The sequence below is a fragment of the Nocardia miyunensis NBRC 108239 genome (assembly GCF_001613065.1).
In the GTDB taxonomy this organism is placed as follows: Bacteria; Actinomycetota; Actinomycetes; order Mycobacteriales; family Mycobacteriaceae; genus Nocardia; species Nocardia miyunensis.
Window position 1 is genome coordinate 62,875 of sequence record NZ_BDBQ01000047.1, and the last position, 18,340, is coordinate 81,214.

22 protein-coding genes are annotated in these 18,340 nt (G+C 67.4%); 20 read left to right on the plus strand and 2 right to left on the minus strand.

The window, feature by feature from the left end; all coding sequences use genetic code 11:
- The first annotated feature begins 42 nt into the window (after positions 1 to 42).
- Positions 43 to 603 (plus strand): TetR/AcrR family transcriptional regulator, encoded by a 561-nt coding sequence (locus NM2_RS20305; RefSeq protein WP_067670956.1) that lies wholly within the window; start codon positions 43 to 45, stop codon positions 601 to 603.
- A gap of 153 nt (positions 604 to 756) precedes the next feature.
- Here the strand turns inward: NM2_RS20305 and NM2_RS20310 are convergent, their stop codons facing one another.
- Positions 757 to 1,713 carry a LysR family transcriptional regulator gene (locus tag NM2_RS20310; RefSeq protein WP_067670959.1) on the minus strand — a complete coding sequence of 319 codons (957 nt, stop codon included), beginning with the start codon at positions 1,711 to 1,713 and terminating at the stop codon, positions 757 to 759.
- Between the two features lie 64 nt (positions 1,714 to 1,777).
- On the opposite strand from NM2_RS20310, the gene NM2_RS20315 reads away from it, so the two are divergent.
- From NM2_RS20315 to NM2_RS20405, 19 genes are all read left to right on the plus strand, one after another.
- Positions 1,778 to 2,938, plus strand: coding sequence for an XdhC family protein (locus NM2_RS20315; protein ID WP_067670968.1), 1,161 nt, complete (start codon positions 1,778 to 1,780; stop codon positions 2,936 to 2,938).
- A gap of 57 nt (positions 2,939 to 2,995) precedes the next feature.
- On the plus strand, positions 2,996 to 3,886 hold the full coding sequence (locus NM2_RS20320; protein WP_067670980.1) for an FAD binding domain-containing protein: 891 nt from the start codon (positions 2,996 to 2,998) through the stop codon (positions 3,884 to 3,886).
- 2 nt (positions 3,887 to 3,888) lie between these two features.
- Positions 3,889 to 4,404 carry a (2Fe-2S)-binding protein gene (locus NM2_RS20325; RefSeq protein WP_067670983.1) on the plus strand — a complete coding sequence of 172 codons (516 nt, stop codon included), beginning with the start codon at positions 3,889 to 3,891 and terminating at the stop codon, positions 4,402 to 4,404.
- Complete coding sequence (locus tag NM2_RS20330; RefSeq protein ID WP_067670986.1) at positions 4,404 to 6,794, plus strand: aerobic carbon-monoxide dehydrogenase large subunit; 2,391 nt, start codon at positions 4,404 to 4,406, stop codon at positions 6,792 to 6,794. Before NM2_RS20325 ends, NM2_RS20330 begins: the two co-directional genes overlap by 1 nt.
- Positions 6,795 to 6,820: 26 nt before the next feature.
- The gene (locus tag NM2_RS20335) at positions 6,821 to 7,714 is read left to right on the plus strand and encodes an XdhC family protein (protein ID WP_067671201.1); all 894 of its coding nucleotides are present in this window, start codon (positions 6,821 to 6,823) and stop codon (positions 7,712 to 7,714) included.
- Positions 7,711 to 8,304: a nucleotidyltransferase family protein gene (locus tag NM2_RS20340; protein WP_067670994.1), complete on the plus strand. Its 594-nt coding sequence runs from the start codon at positions 7,711 to 7,713 to the stop codon at positions 8,302 to 8,304. The genes NM2_RS20335 and NM2_RS20340 overlap by 4 nt, the downstream gene beginning before the upstream one ends.
- The gene (locus NM2_RS20345) at positions 8,301 to 9,188 is read left to right on the plus strand and encodes an AAA family ATPase (protein ID WP_067670997.1); all 888 of its coding nucleotides are present in this window, start codon (positions 8,301 to 8,303) and stop codon (positions 9,186 to 9,188) included. Before NM2_RS20340 ends, NM2_RS20345 begins: the two co-directional genes overlap by 4 nt.
- A 13-nt stretch (positions 9,189 to 9,201) precedes the next feature.
- A complete protein-coding gene (locus NM2_RS20350) occupies positions 9,202 to 9,855 on the plus strand; it encodes an SRPBCC family protein (RefSeq protein WP_067671000.1) in 654 nt (217 codons plus the stop codon).
- The gene (locus tag NM2_RS20355; protein ID WP_067671003.1) at positions 9,852 to 11,051 is read left to right on the plus strand and encodes a vWA domain-containing protein; all 1,200 of its coding nucleotides are present in this window, start codon (positions 9,852 to 9,854) and stop codon (positions 11,049 to 11,051) included. The genes NM2_RS20350 and NM2_RS20355 overlap by 4 nt, the downstream gene beginning before the upstream one ends.
- Before the next feature lie 486 nt (positions 11,052 to 11,537).
- On the plus strand, positions 11,538 to 12,164 hold the full coding sequence (locus tag NM2_RS20360; protein WP_067671007.1) for a hypothetical protein: 627 nt from the start codon (positions 11,538 to 11,540) through the stop codon (positions 12,162 to 12,164).
- 5 nt (positions 12,165 to 12,169) lie between these two features.
- Positions 12,170 to 13,393, plus strand: coding sequence for an SRPBCC family protein (locus tag NM2_RS20365; RefSeq protein ID WP_067671009.1), 1,224 nt, complete (start codon positions 12,170 to 12,172; stop codon positions 13,391 to 13,393).
- Positions 13,390 to 13,794, plus strand: coding sequence for a gas vesicle protein GvpJ (gene gvpJ / locus NM2_RS20370; protein ID WP_067671016.1), 405 nt, complete (start codon positions 13,390 to 13,392; stop codon positions 13,792 to 13,794). The genes NM2_RS20365 and gvpJ overlap by 4 nt, the downstream gene beginning before the upstream one ends.
- Complete coding sequence (locus tag NM2_RS20375) at positions 13,794 to 14,549, plus strand: GvpL/GvpF family gas vesicle protein (RefSeq protein ID WP_245718133.1); 756 nt, start codon at positions 13,794 to 13,796, stop codon at positions 14,547 to 14,549. Before gvpJ ends, NM2_RS20375 begins: the two co-directional genes overlap by 1 nt.
- A gap of 3 nt (positions 14,550 to 14,552) precedes the next feature.
- A complete protein-coding gene (locus NM2_RS20380) occupies positions 14,553 to 14,780 on the plus strand; it encodes a gas vesicle protein GvpG (protein WP_067671026.1) in 228 nt (75 codons plus the stop codon).
- Positions 14,781 to 14,808: 28 nt separating this feature from the next.
- Positions 14,809 to 15,144 carry a gas vesicle protein GvpO gene (locus NM2_RS20385; protein ID WP_281182454.1) on the plus strand — a complete coding sequence of 112 codons (336 nt, stop codon included), beginning with the start codon at positions 14,809 to 14,811 and terminating at the stop codon, positions 15,142 to 15,144.
- Complete coding sequence (locus tag NM2_RS20390; RefSeq protein WP_067671028.1) at positions 15,141 to 15,527, plus strand: gas vesicle protein; 387 nt, start codon at positions 15,141 to 15,143, stop codon at positions 15,525 to 15,527. Before NM2_RS20385 ends, NM2_RS20390 begins: the two co-directional genes overlap by 4 nt.
- Positions 15,524 to 16,312 carry a GvpL/GvpF family gas vesicle protein gene (locus NM2_RS20395; RefSeq protein ID WP_067671030.1) on the plus strand — a complete coding sequence of 263 codons (789 nt, stop codon included), beginning with the start codon at positions 15,524 to 15,526 and terminating at the stop codon, positions 16,310 to 16,312. The genes NM2_RS20390 and NM2_RS20395 overlap by 4 nt, the downstream gene beginning before the upstream one ends.
- A complete protein-coding gene (locus tag NM2_RS20400) occupies positions 16,309 to 16,509 on the plus strand; it encodes a gas vesicle protein (protein WP_067671032.1) in 201 nt (66 codons plus the stop codon). The genes NM2_RS20395 and NM2_RS20400 overlap by 4 nt, the downstream gene beginning before the upstream one ends.
- Entirely contained in the window at positions 16,502 to 16,819 is a 318-nt protein-coding gene (locus tag NM2_RS20405; RefSeq protein WP_067671035.1) for a gas vesicle protein K, read from the plus strand. The genes NM2_RS20400 and NM2_RS20405 overlap by 8 nt, the downstream gene beginning before the upstream one ends.
- A gap of 22 nt (positions 16,820 to 16,841) precedes the next feature.
- On the opposite strand, the gene NM2_RS20410 is transcribed toward NM2_RS20405, so the two are convergent.
- Complete coding sequence (locus tag NM2_RS20410; RefSeq protein WP_067671038.1) at positions 16,842 to 18,278, minus strand: NAD-dependent succinate-semialdehyde dehydrogenase; 1,437 nt, start codon at positions 18,276 to 18,278, stop codon at positions 16,842 to 16,844.
- Between the last annotated feature and the right edge of the window lie 62 nt (positions 18,279 to 18,340).

An 18,340-nucleotide genomic window follows, 5' to 3' on the forward strand; every position in this document is an offset into this window, starting at 1 on the left:
CGGGGTGAAGGTTAAAGCAAAGACTTCTGCAATAATGGTCGTATGTCGGCCACCACACCAGCCCGGCGTCCGGGCGGGCGCAGCGCGAAGGTCCGGGACGCGGTCTACACCGCCGTCGGCCAGCTCATGGGTGAGGGCAAGGCGGACCGCATCACCATCCCGCTGCTGGCCAACCGGGCGGGCATCAATCCCACCAGCATCTATCGCCGCTGGGGCGATGTGGACACGCTGCTGGAGGAGGTCGCCGTCGCCGCGCTCACCAAGGACGGCGACGAACCGCCGGACACCGGGTCACTGCGCGGTGACCTGTCGGCGTGGGCTCGGATCGTGGTCGACGACATCACCCAACCGCGCCGGACCCGTTACCTGCGCGCCATGGTCTCCGCCCGGGACGAGGTGGGCACCTGCCCGTGCTGGGAGCAGCGCCGCGCGCAGGCCGAGGTGATGCTGGACCGGGCGAGGGCGCGCGGGGAGCGGGTGCCGACCGAGCAGCAGGTCCTCGATCATGTGATCGCACCGATGTATCACCACGTGGTCTTCGGCCTGTCCGTCGACCGGGACTACGCGGACCAACTGGTCCACGACGTGCTCACGATGGCCTAGGCGCACAACCCGGCGAGCGGATCCACGGCGATTCGGGCAACGATGCCGGCGTGCACTGATTCGTGTCGGCATGCTCGCCGGGGACGAGCAGTCGCGCCCTTGGGATTTCGCCTGGTGCATCTGCCATGGCGAACCAGGAATACGTGCCCGCGTTCAACTCCACAGTGTCACATGCACTTTCGGGCGGAACCGGGTGACGCCGACGCCGGATCCGCGGATCATCGCCTGGATGCACCGTGGGGTGGTGATGAACCGCAAGAGTTCCGAGACCGCGGGCTGGCGGGTATCGGGCGGCAGGGTGGTCGCGCACCACTCATCGGAGATCTGCAGGCCTGGCCCCTTGATGTGGCTCAACCGGCCGGTCGCGAGGTCGGAGGAGACGGCGAAGCCGATTATCGGCGTGATGCCCCCGACATGGCGGACCTCTTCGAGGGCGGCGGCATCGCTCTGGAAGATCCGCTGGTGTGATTCGGGAATGGCCAATTCCCGCAGCATCGTCGCGATGTGTCCGTCGACACTGCCGGCGCTGGGCCCGAGCATCCACTGCTGCTCCCGCAGCAACGCCGGATACGGTGCGGCGCAGGCCAGCGGGCTGTCGGGTCGCGTGACCGAAATGATCTGATACTTCAGGAACGGCTGAGCGCTGATGGCCGTGTCGGTGGCGTCCTGTCCGGGCCCCAGCGCGATATCCACCGCACGGCTCTCGATCAAGCTGTGGAACCGGCTGGTGGGATGCACGCTCAGCTCGACCGACAGATCCTTGGCCCGCGCGGCGAACAGGTCGATGAGGCCGGGCGCGGCATGTTCGGCGAACGCATTCGATGCCGCGATGCGGAGCAACCGCCGGCCGTGCGCTGCCTCGCTCACCTCGATGGCGGTCTGGCTCTGCAATCCGAGAATCTCGATCGCCCGGCTGGCCAGGCGCAGCCCGCCGGGCGTGAAGGCCAGACCCGACGCCCTGCGGGTGAACAGCGGGTCGTCGAGCTCCTTGCGCAGCTGGGCGATGTGTGTCGAGACACCGGCGTCGGTCATCCCCAGCTCTCTGGCCGCCGCACGGACGGAGCCGAGCCGAACCACGGTCGAGTAGGCCCGAAGCTGGGCGGGCGTCACGATCCGAGTCTACTTTGGAGGTGTACGCAGCGCCGACGGCTGCATCGCGTCTGGAGGACGCATCATGCAGGACGTGCTCACGGATCTGATGACAACATGGAACGCCGGGGGCACGGCAGGGGTGGCGACGGTCGTGCGGACGTTCCGCTCGTCGCCGCGACCGCCCGGTGCCGCTATGGTCGTCGCCCCGGACGGCACGGTCGGCGGTTCGGTCTCGGGTGGGTGCGTGGAGGGCGCGGTCTACGAACTCGCCACCGACGTCATCCGGACCGGTTCTCCGGTGCTGCAGCGGTATGGGCTCTCCGATGAGGACGCGTTCGCCGTCGGTCTGACCTGCGGCGGCATCGTCGACATCTTCGTCGAGGCCATCTCGCGGGAGACGTTTCCCGAACTCGGCGAAGTCGCCGCGGACATCGCCGATCACCGGCCGGTCGCGATCGCGACCGTTATCGAGCACCCCGACGCCGGCCGGACAGGGCGACGGCTGCTGATCCGGCCGGACAGTGCGCAGGGCACGCTGGGGTCGGCGCGCGCCGACGAGGCGGTCACCGATGACGCACGCGGGCTGCTCGCGGCGGGGCGCACCGAAGTGCTGTCCTACGGTCCGGACGGGCAGCGTCGCGGTGCGGGCATGGGCGTTTTCGTCGCCAGTTACGCCCGGCAGCCGCGGATGCTGGTGTTCGGGGCGATCGATTTCGCGGCCGCCGTCGCCCAGCAGGGATCGTTCCTCGGGTACCGGGTGACGGTGTGTGACGCGCGGCCGATCTTCGCCACTTCCGCCCGGTTCCCGACAGCCGACGAGGTCGTCATCGACTGGCCGCACCGCTATCTGGCCGCGCAGATCGCGGCGGGCGCGGTCGACTCGCGGACCGTCGTCTGCGTGCTGACCCACGATCCCAAGTTCGACGTTCCACTGCTCGAGGTGGCGCTGCGCGCGCCGGAGATCGGCTATGTCGGTGCCATGGGGTCGCGCCGCACGCACGACGAGCGGCTGGGCCGGTTGCGACGGGCGGGCCTCACCGAGGAGCAACTCGCCCGGCTCGCCAGCCCGATCGGGCTGGATCTGGGCGGTCGGACACCGGAAGAGACGGCGGTTTCCATCGCGGCCGAGATCATCGCGCGACGCTGGGGCGGACACGGCGCATCACTGACCCGAACAGGCGGCCGGATTCACCACACGACCAGCGCGAACAGCGAATTAAGCGATTCCTTGAATCGGTCTTGACGGCTGCGTCGGCTCGGCAGAGGCTTGGCTTGTTCCCGCTGATGTGAGGTCGATCACATGCAAGTTCCTGGGCCATTCGAATACGAGCGCGCAACGGGCGTGGATCACGCCATCGGACTGCTGGACCGGTTGGGGGAGGAGGCGCGCATCGTCGCGGGCGGGCACAGCCTGCTGCCGATGATGAAGCTGCGTCTGGCCAATCCGGAATATCTCATCGACATCAACGACCTGGCCGCTGAACTGGGTTACATCGTCACCGATCCGACCCTGGTGCGCATCGGGGCAATGGTCCGGCATCGGCATGTGCTCGAGTCCGCCGAGCTCGCCGAGGTGTGCCCGATCTTCCGTGACGCCGAGCGCGTGATCGCGGACCCGGTCGTGCGCAATCGCGGCACCATCGGCGGCTCGCTGTGCCAGGCCGATCCCGCCGAGGATCTCTGCACGGTCTGCACGGTCCTGGGCGCCACCTGCCTGGTCCGCGGGCCGTCCGGCGACCGGGAGATAGCGATGGACGACTTCCTGGTCGGTCCGTACGAAACCGCGATGTCGCACAACGAACTTCTGCTCGAGATCCGAATTCCGGTGCGGCATCGGACATCGAGCGCCTACGCGAAGGTGGAGCGCAGGGTCGGCGACTGGGCGATCGCGGCGTCCGGCGCGACGGTGACACTGGGCGGCGAGGCGATAGCGGCCGCGCGGATCGGCCTGACGGCGGTCGGCCCGGATCCGGCGGCGCTGGCCGGCGCGGCGGACGTGCTCATCGGCGAGCGGCCCACCGAAGAAATATTCGCGGAGGCGGGCCGTCGCGCGAGCGCGGCGTGCTCACCGGTCTCCGATGCGCGCGGCAGCGCGGACTACAAGCGCCATCTCGCGTCCGAACTGACGATTCGCGTGCTGCGCAGCGCGGTCGAGCGAGTACTCGATGCCCCTGCGCTGGAAGGGAATTAGCCATGCAGGTAACCATGACCGTCAACGGCGAGCCGGTGACCGCGGAGGTCGAGCCACGCACCCTGCTCGTGCATTTCCTGCGAGATCAGTTGCGGCTCACCGGAACCCACTGGGGCTGTGACACCAGCAACTGCGGCACCTGCGTGGTGGAGGTCGACGGCGAACCGGTGAAGTCGTGCACGATGCTGGCCGTCATGGCCGGCGGTCGTGCGGTGCGCACCGTCGAGGGGCTCGAGGTGGACGGCCGGCTCGATCCCGTGCAGGAGGGCTTCATGCAGTGTCACGGGCTGCAATGCGGATTCTGCACGCCCGGAATGATGATCACTGCCCGCGCCCTGCTCGACCGCGACCCGAATCCGGACGAGCAGACGATCCGGGAGGCGATCTCGGGCCAGATCTGCCGCTGCACCGGATACACCACCATCGTGCGGTCGATCCAATGGGCCGCTGCGAGGCAACGAGGCGAAGCGGCGCAGCCCGAACCGGCCGCCACGCCGACGCCGGTAGGGAGAACGTGATGAGCACCGTCGAGTCCCGGCCGAAAGACCGTGTCGACAACGACCACAAGCCGTGCGGTCACGGCAGGATGCTCCGCAAGGAGGATCCGCGGTTCATTCGCGGGCACGGCAATTACGTCGACGACGTGTCACTGCCCGGCATGCTGCATATGGCGATCCTGCGCTCCCCGTTCGCGCACGCGCGGATCGTGAACGTCGATGTCTCTGCGGCGCAGGCGCATCCGAAGGTCAGAGCGGTTGTCACGGGTGCGGATCTGGCGGCGAAGGGACTGGCCTGGATGCCGACGCTGTCCAACGATGTGCAGGCGGTGCTGGCGACGGACAAGGTCCGGTTCCAGGGCCAGGAGGTGGCCTTCGTCGTCGCCGAGGATCGCTATTCGGCGCGTGATGCGCTGGAGCTCATCAACGTCGAGTACGAGATGCTCGATCCGGTGATCGACGCCCGGACCGCACTGGCGCCCGGAATGCCGGTGATCCGCGACGATCTCGACGGCAAGCAGAACAACCACTGTTTCGACTGGGAGACCGGCGACGCCGCCGCCACCGAGGCGGTGTTCGCGCGCGCCGACGTCGTCGTCGAGCAGGAGATCGTCTATCCGCGAGTGCATCCCGCCCCGATGGAGACCTGCGGTGCGGTCGCGGATCTGGATCCCGTGACGGGCAAGCTCACACTGTGGTCGACGAGCCAGGCGCCGCACGCGCACCGCACGCTCTACGCGTTGGTGGCCGGGCTGCCCGAGCACAAGATCCGGGTGATCTCACCCGATATCGGCGGTGGTTTCGGCAACAAGGTGCCCATCTATCCGGGATACGTCTGCGCCATCGTCGGGTCGCTGCTGCTGGGCAAGCCGGTGAAATGGATGGAGGATCGCAGCGAGAACCTCACCAGTACCGGGTTCGCCCGCGACTACATCATGGTCGGCGAGATCGCCGCCACCGCCGAGGGCAAGATCCTGGCCATCCGGTCGACCGTGCTCGCCGACCATGGCGCGTTCAACGGGACGGCGGCGCCGCTGAAGTATCCGGCCGGCTTCTTCGGCGTGTTCACCGGCAGCTACGACATCGAGGCCGCCTACTGCAGGATGACCGCGGTCTACACGAACAAAGCGCCCGGGGGCGTCGCGTACGCGTGCTCGTTCCGGATCACCGAGGCGGTCTACTTCGTCGAGCGGTTGGTCGATTGCCTGGCCCATGAACTGAAGATGGATCCGGCCGAGCTGCGGCTGCGCAATCTCCTTCGCCCCGAACAGTTCCCGTACACCAGCAAGACGGGCTGGGTCTACGACTCCGGCGACTACGAGAAGACCATGCGCCTGGCGATGGACATGATCGGCTACGCCGCCCTGCGAAAGGAGCAGCGGGACAAGCGCGCCCGCGGTGAGCTGATGGGTATCGGGATGTCCTTCTTCACCGAGGCCGTCGGCGCGGGTCCGCGCAAGGATATGGACATCCTCGGGCTCGGGATGGCCGACGGTTGCGAGCTGCGCGTCCACCCGACCGGCAAAGCTGTTGTGCGCCTTGCAGTTCAGACCCAAGGGCAAGGGCACGAGACGACCTTCGCCCAGATCGTCGCCGAGGAACTCGGCATACCGCCCGACGATATCGACGTGGTGCACGGCGATACCGATCAGACTCCGTTCGGCCTGGGCACCTATGGCAGCCGGTCGACACCGGTCTCGGGCGCCGCGGCCGCCCTGGTGGCGCGGAAGGTCCGCGACAAGGCACGGATCATCGCGTCGGGCATGCTCGAGGTCTCCGTCGCCGACCTCGAGTGGGAGAAGGGCTCGTTCCACGTCAGGGGTGATCCGTCCGCGGCCGTGACGATCCAGCAGATCGCGATGCGCGCACACGGCGCCGGTGATCTGCCCGAGGGCATCGAGGGCGGACTCGATGCGCAGATCTGTTACAACCCGGAGAATCTCACCTACCCGTATGGCGCGTACTTCTGCGTCGTCGACATCGACCCGGGGACCGCCGTGGTGAAGGTGCGGCGCTTCCTGGCCGTCGACGACTGCGGCACCCGGATCAATCCGATGATCATCGAGGGGCAGGTGCACGGCGGCATCACCGACGGCATCGGCATGGCGCTGATGGAGATCATGGCCTTCGACGAGGACGGCAACTGCCTCGGCGGATCCCTGATGGATTACCTCATCCCGACGGCGCTGGAAGTTCCGCATCTGGAGACCGGCTACACGGTCACCCCGTCACCGCATCACCCGATCGGTGCCAAAGGCATCGGCGAATCGGCGACGGTCGGATCGCCGGCAGCGGTGGTCAACGCGGTGGTGGATGCGTTGGCGCCGTTCGGAGTTCGGCACGCCGACATGCCGCTGACCCCGTCGCGGGTGTGGGAGGCCATGCAGGGGCGGGCCCGACCGCCCATCTGAGGTGGGTGTGAGCGATGGGATCACCGATGAAGATGAGCGAACGTGCACTGCAACTGGTCCGCACCCGGACTCCGTTCGTGCACGCCACCGTCGTGCGTGCGCAGCAGCCGACCTCGGCGCACGCCGGGGACGAGGCGATCCTGTTGCAGGACGGGACGATCGAAGGATTCGTCGGCGGCCAGTGCGCCCAGAACTCGGTCCGCAAGGCGGCACTGGGTGCGCTGCAGTCGCACGAGAGTGTGCTGCTGCGGGTACTTCCCGACGGCGATCTGCAGTTTCCCGAAGCGCCCGGCGCGACGGTCGTGGTGAATCCCTGCCTGTCCGGCGGCGCGTTGGAGATATTCCTCGAGCCGCAGATCCCGGCGCCGCTGGTGCGCATCTGCGGCGCGACGCCCATCGCGGATGTCCTGGCCGAAATGTGCGAGCTGGTCGGATTCGAGGTGCAACGCACCGCCGCCGAAGCCGACTCACCGGATTCGCCGGCCGATACGACGGCAGTGGTGATCGCCAGCCACGGTGGTCCGGAAGCCGAGATGATCCGCGCCGCGCTCGACGCGGGCGTGGAATATATCGGGTTGGTGGCCAGCAAGGTTCGGGGAGCGTCGATTCTCGAGGGGCTGGAGTTGACCGACGCCGAGCGAGCGCGGGTGCGCACCCCGGTGGGGTTGCCGATCGGCGCCAAAACCTCCGCGGAGATCGCCGTCTCGATTGTCGCGCAAGTGATCCAGGCGATCCGCCGAGGCGGCTTGGCCGTGCCGCCGCGCCCGGTGCAGGCCGCGGTCGAGGCGCTCGACCCGGTGTGCGGCATGACCGTGACGGTCGGGCCGGACACACCCCATCTCACAATCGACGATGTCGACTACTGGTTCTGCGGCTCGGGCTGTCACACCCGTTTCGCCGCGGCGAAGGCGGGCTCATGACGACCGGGTTCGTCACCGGAGTGGTACTCGCCGCGGGAGTCTCACGGCGTCTTGGAACTCCGAAACAGCTACTGCCGTACCGGAATACGACCGTTCTCGGTGCCACCCTCGACGTGGTGCGTAGCTGTGCTTTCGACCAGATCATCGTCACCCTCGGCGGCGCGGCGACGGCGGTCCGGCAGCGGGTCGATCTCGCCGGGCTGGAGGTGGCCTTCGCCGAGGACTTCGCTTCGGGTTGTTCGTCGTCGTTGCGTTCGGCCCTGCGTGCGGTGGACCCCCGTGCCGCCGGAATCGTCTTGATGCTCGGTGATCAGCCGGGTCTGTCGGCAGCTACCGTCGACCGACTGATCGCCGAGGGAACCTACAGCGCGATCGCGGTCTGTCGCTACCGCGACGGTGTCGGACATCCATTCTGGCTCGGGCGCAGCGTATTCGGCGAGTTGGCTCGATTGCACGGCGACAAAGGTGTGTGGAAGATCATCGAGTCCGGCCGCGTCGCGGTGGCACGAGTCGACGTCGACGCGCCGGTGCCCGTGGATGTGGACACCTGGGACGACTACGTGCGCCTGCTCGCCGCGGCCTCGCCATGATGTCGGCGTTCGAGGATATCGAGGACGTGGTCCGGCGATTCGACGCCGAGGATTACCTACTCGATACCGGGACCGCCGCCGCCGTCTATCTGGCCACCACATTGGGTCGGCCGCTGCTACTGGAAGGCGAACCGGGAGTGGGCAAGACGACGGCGGCCAAGACCTTGGCCACCGTGCTCGGTGCACCGCTGATCCGCCTGCAGTGCTACGAGGGCCTCACCGTGAGCGAAGCGCTCTACGACTGGAATTACCAGCGTCAACTGCTGAGTATCCGGCTCGCCGAGGCGCGCGGCGCCGATCTCACCGAAGCCGACCTGTTCACCGAGGCATTCCTCGTGGCCCGCCCGATCCTGCGCTGTGTGCGCTATCGCGGTCCGACGCCCCCGGTGCTGTTGGTCGACGAAATCGACCGTGCCGATGACGAATTCGAAGCGCTGCTGCTCGAATTCCTCGGTGAGGCCGCGGTGACGGTCCCCGAGCTCGGGACCTTCGCGGCCGAGCATCCTCCGCTCGCGGTGCTGACCTCGAACCGCAGTCGCGACCTGCACGACGCGCTGCGGCGGCGCTGCCTCTACCACTGGATCGACTACCCGGAGCCGACCCGGGCGGTGGCGATCGTGCGACGCACGGTGCCCGGGGCAACCGACGCTCTGATCGAGCACGCCACCCGATTCGTCGGCCGCGCCCGCGATCTCGACCTCGACAAGCCGCCGGGCGTCGCGGAGACCATCGATTGGATCGCCGCACTGGCGACGCTCGACGTCGCCGATCTCACCGCGCCGGCGGCGGTCGCGGCGCTGAGCGCACTGGCGAAGACACCCGACGACCGCACCGCCGTGCACGCGGAGTTCGTCGAATACACCCGAAGTCTCGCGACCGGATGAGAGGGATGTTCCGATGAAGATCGCCAACGAGTTCACCGTCAACGCACCCGTCGAGCAGGCATGGGAGGTGCTGACCGACCTCGAGCAGGTGGTCCCGCTCATGCCCGGCGCGCACATGACCGGCTGGGACGGAGAGGACTTCCTGGGCACACTGAAGGTCAAACTCGGCCCGGTGACCAGCGAATTCACCGGGAAGGCGCACTTCGTCGAGCGCGACGAACACGATCATCGCGCCGTCATCAACGGCAGCGGCCGGGATTCACGCGGATCCGGAAACGCGGCGGCGACCATCACCACGCGACTGCGCGAAGACGGCGACCGGACCCGCGTCATCGTGGACACCGACCTCAAGATCGTCGGCAAACTCGCTCAATTCGGCAGCGGGATGTTGCAGCAGGTGTCGGAGAAACTGCTCGATCAATTCGTCACCTCCCTCGAAGCCGAACTCGCGGCGGGCGACACGGCCGCCGCGCAGACCGAGGCCGGGCCTGACAGCCGAGGGATGCGGACGCAACCGGTCGTACAACCCGAGCCGGCACCGCTGGACCTCGCCGACCTGCTCAGGCCCGCGATGCTCGGGAAATATGCGCCCGCGATCGCGCTCGGGCTGGTCGCCGCAGCACTCGGAATCATCCTGGTACGCAAGCGGATGCGCGCGAAGTCATGACACGAGCGATGATGCTGCGCGGTGTCGATCTGGCCGCATTCGCCGTCGCGGTGGTCGCGCGGTTGCGGCGTGGCGGTGTCGCGGTCGCGCCGAGCGGGCCCGCGCTGTTCGTGCAGGCCCTGGGCCACATGGCGCCGCGGTCGCGCACCGAGCTCTACTGGGCCGCGCGGCTCACGCTCGTGGATCGGATGCAGGATCTGGCCGCATTCGACGCGGTCTTCGCGACAGTTTTCGCCGACGCGGTGCTGGGCGTCGACCCGCCGAGCCGAACGCACGCACTGCCGATCGAACGCGCGTCGCCCGCGGGCCCGCGGGGTCGGGGGCAGCATCGGCACGCTGGTGAAGTCCCTTGGGCGACACTGCAATCGGCGACCACCGCCGACCGATCGATAGACCAGGGCCCGGCGCTGCCGGACGTTCTGCCGAGCCGGTTCGCGGCGCGAGCACAGGAACCGTTCGACCGGTTCGATCCGGACGATCTGCGGACGATCGGCGCATGGCTGGAGCGGGCATCGGCACGCTGGCCGCAGCGCAGCAGCCGCCGCCACGTGAACCATCCGCACGGCAAACGGATCGACCTGCGGGCGACGATGAAGAACTCGCGCCGCACCGGCTGGGAGTCGACGGTGCTGGTCCGCACCCGTCCCCGAAACCGCCCGCGCCGCATCGTCATGATCTGCGACGTCAGCCGCTCGATGCAGCCGTATTCGACGATCTACCTGCACCTGATGCGGGCCGCTGTGCAACGCCGTTCGCCCGATCGCCCCGAGGTGTTCGCCTTCTCCACCCGGCTGACCAGGCTGACCTCGGTGCTGGCGCACCGTTCCGCGGATGCCGCGGTAGCCCGCGCCAACGACAAAGTGGTCGACCGCTACGGCGGCACGCATATCGGACGGTGCCTCGGCACGCTACTCGCGACGCCGTCCGGCAACGCGGTGCGCGGCGCGGTCGTCGTCATCGCATCGGACGGCTGGGACAGCGACACCCCCGATGTTCTGGGCCGTGCGATGGCCCGGATCCGACGCCGGGCTTGGCGAGTCATCTGGCTCGATCCCCGCGCGGGCGACCCGCGATTCCAGCCGACCACCGGAGCGATGGCGGCGGCCCTGCCGTACTGCGACATCCTGATGCCCGCGCACACACTGGCGGGCACGCACGCATTCATACAAGCCCTGACAACGGCGATTGGCACCTGATGGACAGCGTCGACGAACTCGATCGTTTTCGAAGCGCCGCCATGTGGCAAGCGACACTCCGGCGAGGCTGGTCGATGACAAGGGGCCATCACGGCGACCGTCAGGCAGATGATCGCGGCCGTCACCGGCGCGGCACCTGACACCTTCGGCATCGGGCCAGTGGGGAGCGAGGGGGCCAGCCTCGAGGGGTGCGCAGCCGAGGCAACCGTGCTTCGGTGCCGGGGCATGGCAGCGGTAGCAGCGGTCATCACCGCCGGCCCGAACTATGCAGCTCAACAACCAAGCGTTCTCCCGCTCGGGCGCTGGGGGGCGTCCCCGAAGTGGCTCGGGAGTCAAGTGGTCGCCCGCCGACAAGGGCGGTGGCGGGTATACGCTGACAAGTGGCTGTTGACAATATGGCCTACCTCACAGATTGAGGTGTCATCGCTCGACCGAATCCGCGGCAGTGTCGGCGCAGCAGCAGTCGGGCAATCAAGGAAGTGAGCCATGAAAGGTGGCACGAGGATTGCGATAGGGGTGGGTATCGGTTACGTGTTGGGCCGCACACGCAAGATGCGGTTCGCGTTGTCGTTGGCGGGGGCGGCGATGGCCAGGCGGTCGTCGGGGATGCCTGGGGAGTTGCTGGAGCGGGGGACTTCGTTGCTCAAGTCGTCACCGGAGTTGGCGCAGCTTACCGATAGTGTTCGCGGCGAGTTGGCGGGTGCGGTGCGGTCGGCCGCGGTGACCGCTGCGAGCAACCGCATCGACGCGTTGAATGCCCGGCTACAGCAGGGCTCGACGCTTGTCGAGGAGGAGGGGCGAGGTCGGTCCCGTGAAGCGGATACGGCCGAAGAGGAGAACCACGAGGACTACGAGCAAGCGCCCGCCCGCGAGGACGCGGATGTCGAGGAGGAGCGCGGTGCCGGAACGGACCGCGACGAAGACGACCGAAGGCAGCCCGCCAGGCGGACGCCGACCGGCCGGCCGACAACCTCGCGCGCGCGTAAAGCAGCCGTCTCCCGGAGCTCCGATCGCAGGTCCGCACCCGCGGAGCGTAAGCCTGTCTCGGCCACGCGACGCCGTAGTCGAGCCGACGCCGACGTAGAAGCGCCCGTGCGCCGCACGCGGAGGTGAGATAGATGGCAAAGACGTTGCGCGACACGACCGATGGGGTCGGAAAGGTGGCCGGCGAGGCTGTCGGCCGGGTCGCGGAAACCGTGACCCGTGCCGGGGCGGCCGGTGGCAAAGCAGCTCGGTCATCCACCCCGACCGGCGCATTGCAGCAATCCGTGCAGAACCTCGCCGGGACCGTGGCCGAACGCGCGGTAGCCGGGCTGTCGAACCAGGTATCGAAAACCGCTGGGCGGCTGAATGAATACGCCGGAGGGGGAGGCGGGAATCTGCTGGCGGCGGTGACCGGTGCGGAGAAACTGGCCGGTGGCTCCTCGCCGTTCCAGGCGGCGATGAGCGCGGGGGTGAGCAAGCTCGGGAACACGGTCCGGGAGAAGTTCGGGGCGGTCAAGGACTCGCTGTTCCAGGGGAAAGGCAAAGGCGGATCGAAGAAGCTGAAGCTGACCAATATCGTCGAGCAGATCGACGTCGGCGTGCCGATCGATCTGGCCTACGACCAGTGGACCCAGTTCGCGGACTTTCCGAAATTCACCAAGAAGCTCGAGCAGGTCGAGCAGGTCTCCGACGAGAAACTCAGTTGGACCGGCAAAGTGTTCTGGTCGCGAAGGACCTGGGAGTCCACCATCCTCGAGCAGGTGCCGTTCGAGAGGATCGTGTGGCGTTCCAAGGGCGCCAAGGGTTACATCGACGGCGCCATCAGCTTCCACGAAATCACGCCGGACCTCACCCGCATCATCGTGGTGCTCGAGTACCACCCGCAGGGAGTATTCGAGAAGACCGCCAATCTCTGGCGCGCGGCAGGTCGCCGATGCCGGTTGGAGCTCAAGCACTTCCAGCGTCACGTCATGACCGAGTCCGTGCTGCACCGCGACGACATCGTGGGCTGGCACGGCGAGATCCACGACAACCAGGTCGTCGAGGACGACGAGACCGCACGACGCAGGGAACAAGCGGACACCGATCACGAACGAGACGAAGCGTCCGCCGAGGAAGAAGACGAGGAATTCGCCGACGAAGGACCGGACGAGTCCGAGGAAGAAGACGAGTTCGCCGATGAAGAGCCGGACGAGTCCGAGGAAGACGACGAGCAGGATGAGGATCGGCGCGATGCCGACGAGGAGCGCGATGCGGACGAGGAGGAAGAGTTCGCCCCGTCCGGCAGCCGAACGGCCGCCCGGCGCCAGAGCCCGAAAATCCGCCGGTCGCGTGTGAGCCGAGGAGCAAGACTATGAGTATCGAACCCGCGGGGGGTGGCGGAGCCGGCACGCTGGCTCGGCCCAACTCTTCCAGCCTGGCCGATGTCGTCGACACCATTCTCGACAAAGGCCTGGTCATCGACGCATTCGCGCGAGTGTCGCTGGTCGGCATCGAGCTGGTGACCATCGACGCGCGCGTCGTGGTGGCCAGTGTCGACACGTATCTGCGTTTCGCCGAAGCGGTCAACCGGCTCGAGATCTCGAGCAGCGAGCCGAAGGGGCTGACCGATATCGTCGGCGACGTCACCGAGGGCGCGGCGAAGCACAAGACGAAGGGGGCGCTCGAGGCGGCCAGCGAGAAGGTGTCGGACTTTCTCGGCGACGTCGAGGACAAGCGTCAGACGGTGCGCCGGTCATCGAAACGTGAGGACCGATGATGGCTGCCAACGTAACCGGCGTTTATGTCTATGGCATCGTGCCCGCCGATGTCGAACCCGAGCCGCACGCCACCGGTGTCCGCGACGGTGAGGTCGCGGTGGTGCGGCACGGCCAGGTCGCCGCGCTGGTCAGCCCGCTCGAATCCGATCGGCAGCTGGGCACACCCGGGGACCTCACGGCGCACGAGGACCTGCTGGACGGGTCGGCCGTCGTCGCTCCGGTGTTGCCGCTGCGGTTCGGTGCGGTCATGACCGACACGGAGGCGGTGGAGAACGAACTGCTCGGGGCGAACGAGGAAGAATTCCGCGCTGCTCTGGAGGAACTGGAAGGCCGGGTTCAGTTCGTGATCAGAGGGCGTTATGTCGAAGACACGATTCTGCGGGAACTGCTCGACGAGAACGCCGAGGCCGCCCGGCTCGGAGACGAGATCCGCGGCAAACCGGCGGATGCCACCCGCGATGCCCGAATCGCGTTGGGGGAAATGATCAATCAGGCCATCGAGGCGAAACGAGCCGAGGACACCAGAAAGGTGATCTCCGAACTCGAGAAATTCGACGCACTGACCAATCAGCGTGAACCCAGCGACGAGGAGGACGCTGTCCACGTGGCGGTGCTGGTCGAAGCGGCCCGGCAGAAAGAGCTGGAAGATTCGTTGCGCCAGCTGATGGCGGACTGGGACGGCCGGGTGGAGCTGACCCTGCTCGGGCCGATGGCGGCCTACGACTTCGTGATGAAGCGAGCGCCACAGGAGTGAGACATGGGTCTGCTCTCAACGATATTGACCTTGCCCCTCGCGCCGGTTCGCGGCGTGATCTGGGTGAGCGAAGTGATCCAGGAAGAAGTCGAACGGCAGCTACATGATCCCGTGGTCCTGCGGCGCGAACTAGAGGAGATCGACCGCGCCGCGGCCGCCGGTGACCTGTCCGAGCAAGAGGCGGACCAGGCGCGCCAAGCGGTACTGGATCGCATGACCAGGAAGACGTGATCACGATAGTCCGGAAGGAGTGACTCACGTGGCCCGCAACACCATTTCCGACGATTCCGAAAACGCTCATTTCGAATCCGGTGAACAGCCGGGCCTGACCGCGGCGAGAGCCGCCACGGTGGCGATCGAACTCCTCGTGGAACTGACGTCGAAAGACGTACAGGGCGTCACGTCGTTGGAACCGACCGAGGACGGCTGGCTGGTGGAGCTCGAGGTACTCGAGGATCGCCGCATCCCCTCGTCGGCGGACATCCTCGCGCTCTACGAGGTGGAGATCGACTTCGACGAGAACCTGCTGGCCTACCACAGAATCAAGCGGTACAACCGCGGCAGCACCGACATCGGCACGAGGCAGCGGCGATGACGGTCGTCGGAGGTGGCTCGTCCGCGCCGCAGCCTTATGGGGGCGGGCACCAGTCCACGAACCTCGCCGACATCCTCGAACGAGTCCTCGACAAGGGCTTGGTGATCGCGGGCGATATCCAAGTGAATCTGCTGGACATCGAGCTGCTCACGATCAAACTGCGGTTGGTCGTCGCCTCCTTGGAGACGGCCAAGGCGGTGGGCATCGACTGGTGGGAGACCGACCCCTGGCTGAACAGCAAGGCCCGCACGCTGGAACGGTCGGATCGGGACCTCGAACTGGAGAACCGGGAACTCCGCGATCGGATCGCCCAGCTGGAGGCGGCGACCGAACGCCGTCAACCCATCGAAGGCCGCCGCGAGCCGAAGACGGAACGATCGTGACCGGTGGGCTCGGGGTCTGGCTGTACGCGGTGACCTCCCGCCGCGACGGCGCGCCGGAGCCGAGCGAACTGACCGGGGTCGCGGGTGAGCCTTTGCGGACGGTCGTCTCGGGCGACCTGACGGCAGTGGTCGGGTCGGTGCCGCTGGACGTCTTCGGGGAGGAACCATTGCGCGCACACTTCGAGGATCTGGACTGGCTGGAGGCGACGGCACGGGCACACGATGCGGTCGTGTCGGCCGTGGTGCGCCGAGCCGCGGCCGTACCGCTCCGGCTGGCCACCGTCTTCCACGACGACAACCGGGTGCGCGAGCTGCTCGACCAGCGGCAAGCGGACTTCGACGCGGCGCTGACGCTGGTGAGCGGCCGTACCGAGTGGGGTGTGCGAGCCTATGGCGATCGCGCTGCCCTCACCGCCGCCGTGGCCGAGGCTGCCGACGACGGCAGCGCGGCGACGCCGGGTGGTGCGTACCTGGCCCGGCGACGCGCACAATTGTCCGCACGGGAGACCGTGGAACGCGATGCGGCACAGCGCGCCGAGGAGATCCACACACGTCTGGTTCGCCACGCGGCGGCGGGACGGTGTCAACCGTTGACCGACCCGGTGGTGAGCGGCCGCCGGGATTGGATGGTGCTCAACGGGACGTATCTCGTGGACGACGACCGCGTCGACGACTTCCGCGCGACCGTCGCCACGCTCGGCGCCGAATTCCCCGGCATCCGCCTCGAACTCACCGGTCCCTGGCCGCCGTATTCGTTCGCGGGCGTGGAGCGAGGGCCGACATGACTCGCGCCGTCGACACCGAGCGCCGTGTCGCGCTGGTCGACCTGCTGGACCGGGTGCTGGCCGGTGGCGTGGTCATTTCCGGCGACGTCAAACTCGCCATCGCCGATGTCGACCTGGTGCAGATCTCGCTGCGAGCCCTGATCTCCTCGATCAGCACCCTGTCCGTGCCGGTCGGTACCGGGACGCGCGATGACTGAATTCGGCGGCATCCCACCACGAATCGACACCGATCCGGAATCCGTCGAGCGCGGGCTGGTCACCCTCGTCCTCACGCTGGTGGAGCTGCTGCGGCAACTGATGGAGCGGCAAGCATTGCGCCGCGTGGACGTGGGTGACCTCAGCGACGCCCAGATCGATCGCATCGGGACGACCCTGATGCTGCTCGAACAACGCATGGACGAACTACGCGACCACTTCGGACTCAGCCGAGAGGACCTCAACATCGACCTCGGCCCCCTCGGACCCCTTCTCCCACATGATGATTCGATCGATCGCCCATTGGAGTGATCGAGTCACCGCCGCATTCGCATCAGCCCGCGACGTCGGCCTTCGCGGTCTTCGCGGGCAGTGTGCGGATGAGTTTGCGGTTGGTGAATCCGAACATGCCCAGTTCGGACAGTTCTCGGCCGAACCCGGATTGCTTGACACCGCCGAAGGGCAGGTCCGCCCGCGTGGACGTCGGCTCGTTGATCCACACCATTCCGCTGTCGATCTGTTCGGCGACCGCGCGTGCTCGTTCCGGGTCGCTGCTGAATACTGTCGCGCCGAGTCCGAACTTCGACCGGTTGGCCAGGTCGATCGCCTCCTGCTCGTCCGAGACGCGGTAGACCACTGCCACCGGCCCGAACAGTTCCTCGGAAAAGGCCCGCATGTCGGGGGTGACCTCGGTCAAGATCGTCGGCTCGACGAAGGCGTCCGCGACGCCCGGCGCCGGTATCTCGGGCCGACCGCCGCCGGTGACCAACCGTGCGCCCTTGGCACGGGCGTCCTGCACCTGGTCGAGCAGGTCGTCGGCGGCCTTCGCGGAGGACAGCGGGCCGAGGGTCGTCTGTGGATCGGCCGGATCGCCGGGACGCAGCGCCGCGAACCGCGCGGCCAGCGCGGCCACGAACTCGTCGTGCAGAGTGTCGGGCACGATGATGCGTTTGGCCGCTACGCAGCTCTGACCGGTATTCGCTATCCGGCCGGCGACCGCCGCATCCACCGTCTCGTCGAGGTCGTGGGCGTCGAGCACGATGAACGGGTCGCTACCGCCGAGCTCGAGCACGCATTGCTTCACATGGCGACCGGCTATTTCGGCGACCGACGCTCCGGCGGCATTGCTACCGGTCAGCGACACGCCCTGCACGGCGGGGTGCGCCAGCACATGTTCGATGTCGCTGATCTTCAGGAAGACGTTGTTGTAGACGCCCTCGGGGGTACCCGCGTCGGCGAAGATCCGCTGCATTTCCAACGCGGTCGACGCGCAACTCCTGGCGTGTTTGAGCAGAATGGTATTGCCGACGATCAGATTCGGCGCAGCGAAACGCACCACCTGGTAGAGCGGAAAGTTCCAGGGCTCGACACCCAGCAATACGCCCAGCGGCGCATTGACGATCTGTGCCTGGCCCTCCTCGACGTCGAGTGTGGTGGGTCGCAGGATTCGGGGCCCGTTCTCGCCGTAGAACTCCAGGATGCTCGCGGACAGATCGACTTCCCACTCGCTCTCCGATATCCGCTTGCCCATCTCCTGGGTGATCAGCTGCGCGAGTTCGCTTTTGCGGTCACGCATCAATCGCGCGGCCTCGGTAATCACGCGAGCGCGCTCGTCCACCGGGACGTGGCGCCATGAGTGATAGGCGTCCTGCGCGCGTTCGAGTAGTGCGTCGAGCTGCTCGGTCTCCAGATAGGGCAGTTCGGCGAGTGTTTCTCCGGTGTACGGGTTCACCGTGGTGAACGGCTCGGCGTCGGGGCCGGATGCGCTCATGGGTTGAACGCTGGTTGATGTCATCGTGCCTCTCCCTTTCTCGGGTGATGGCGTGGTCCGGA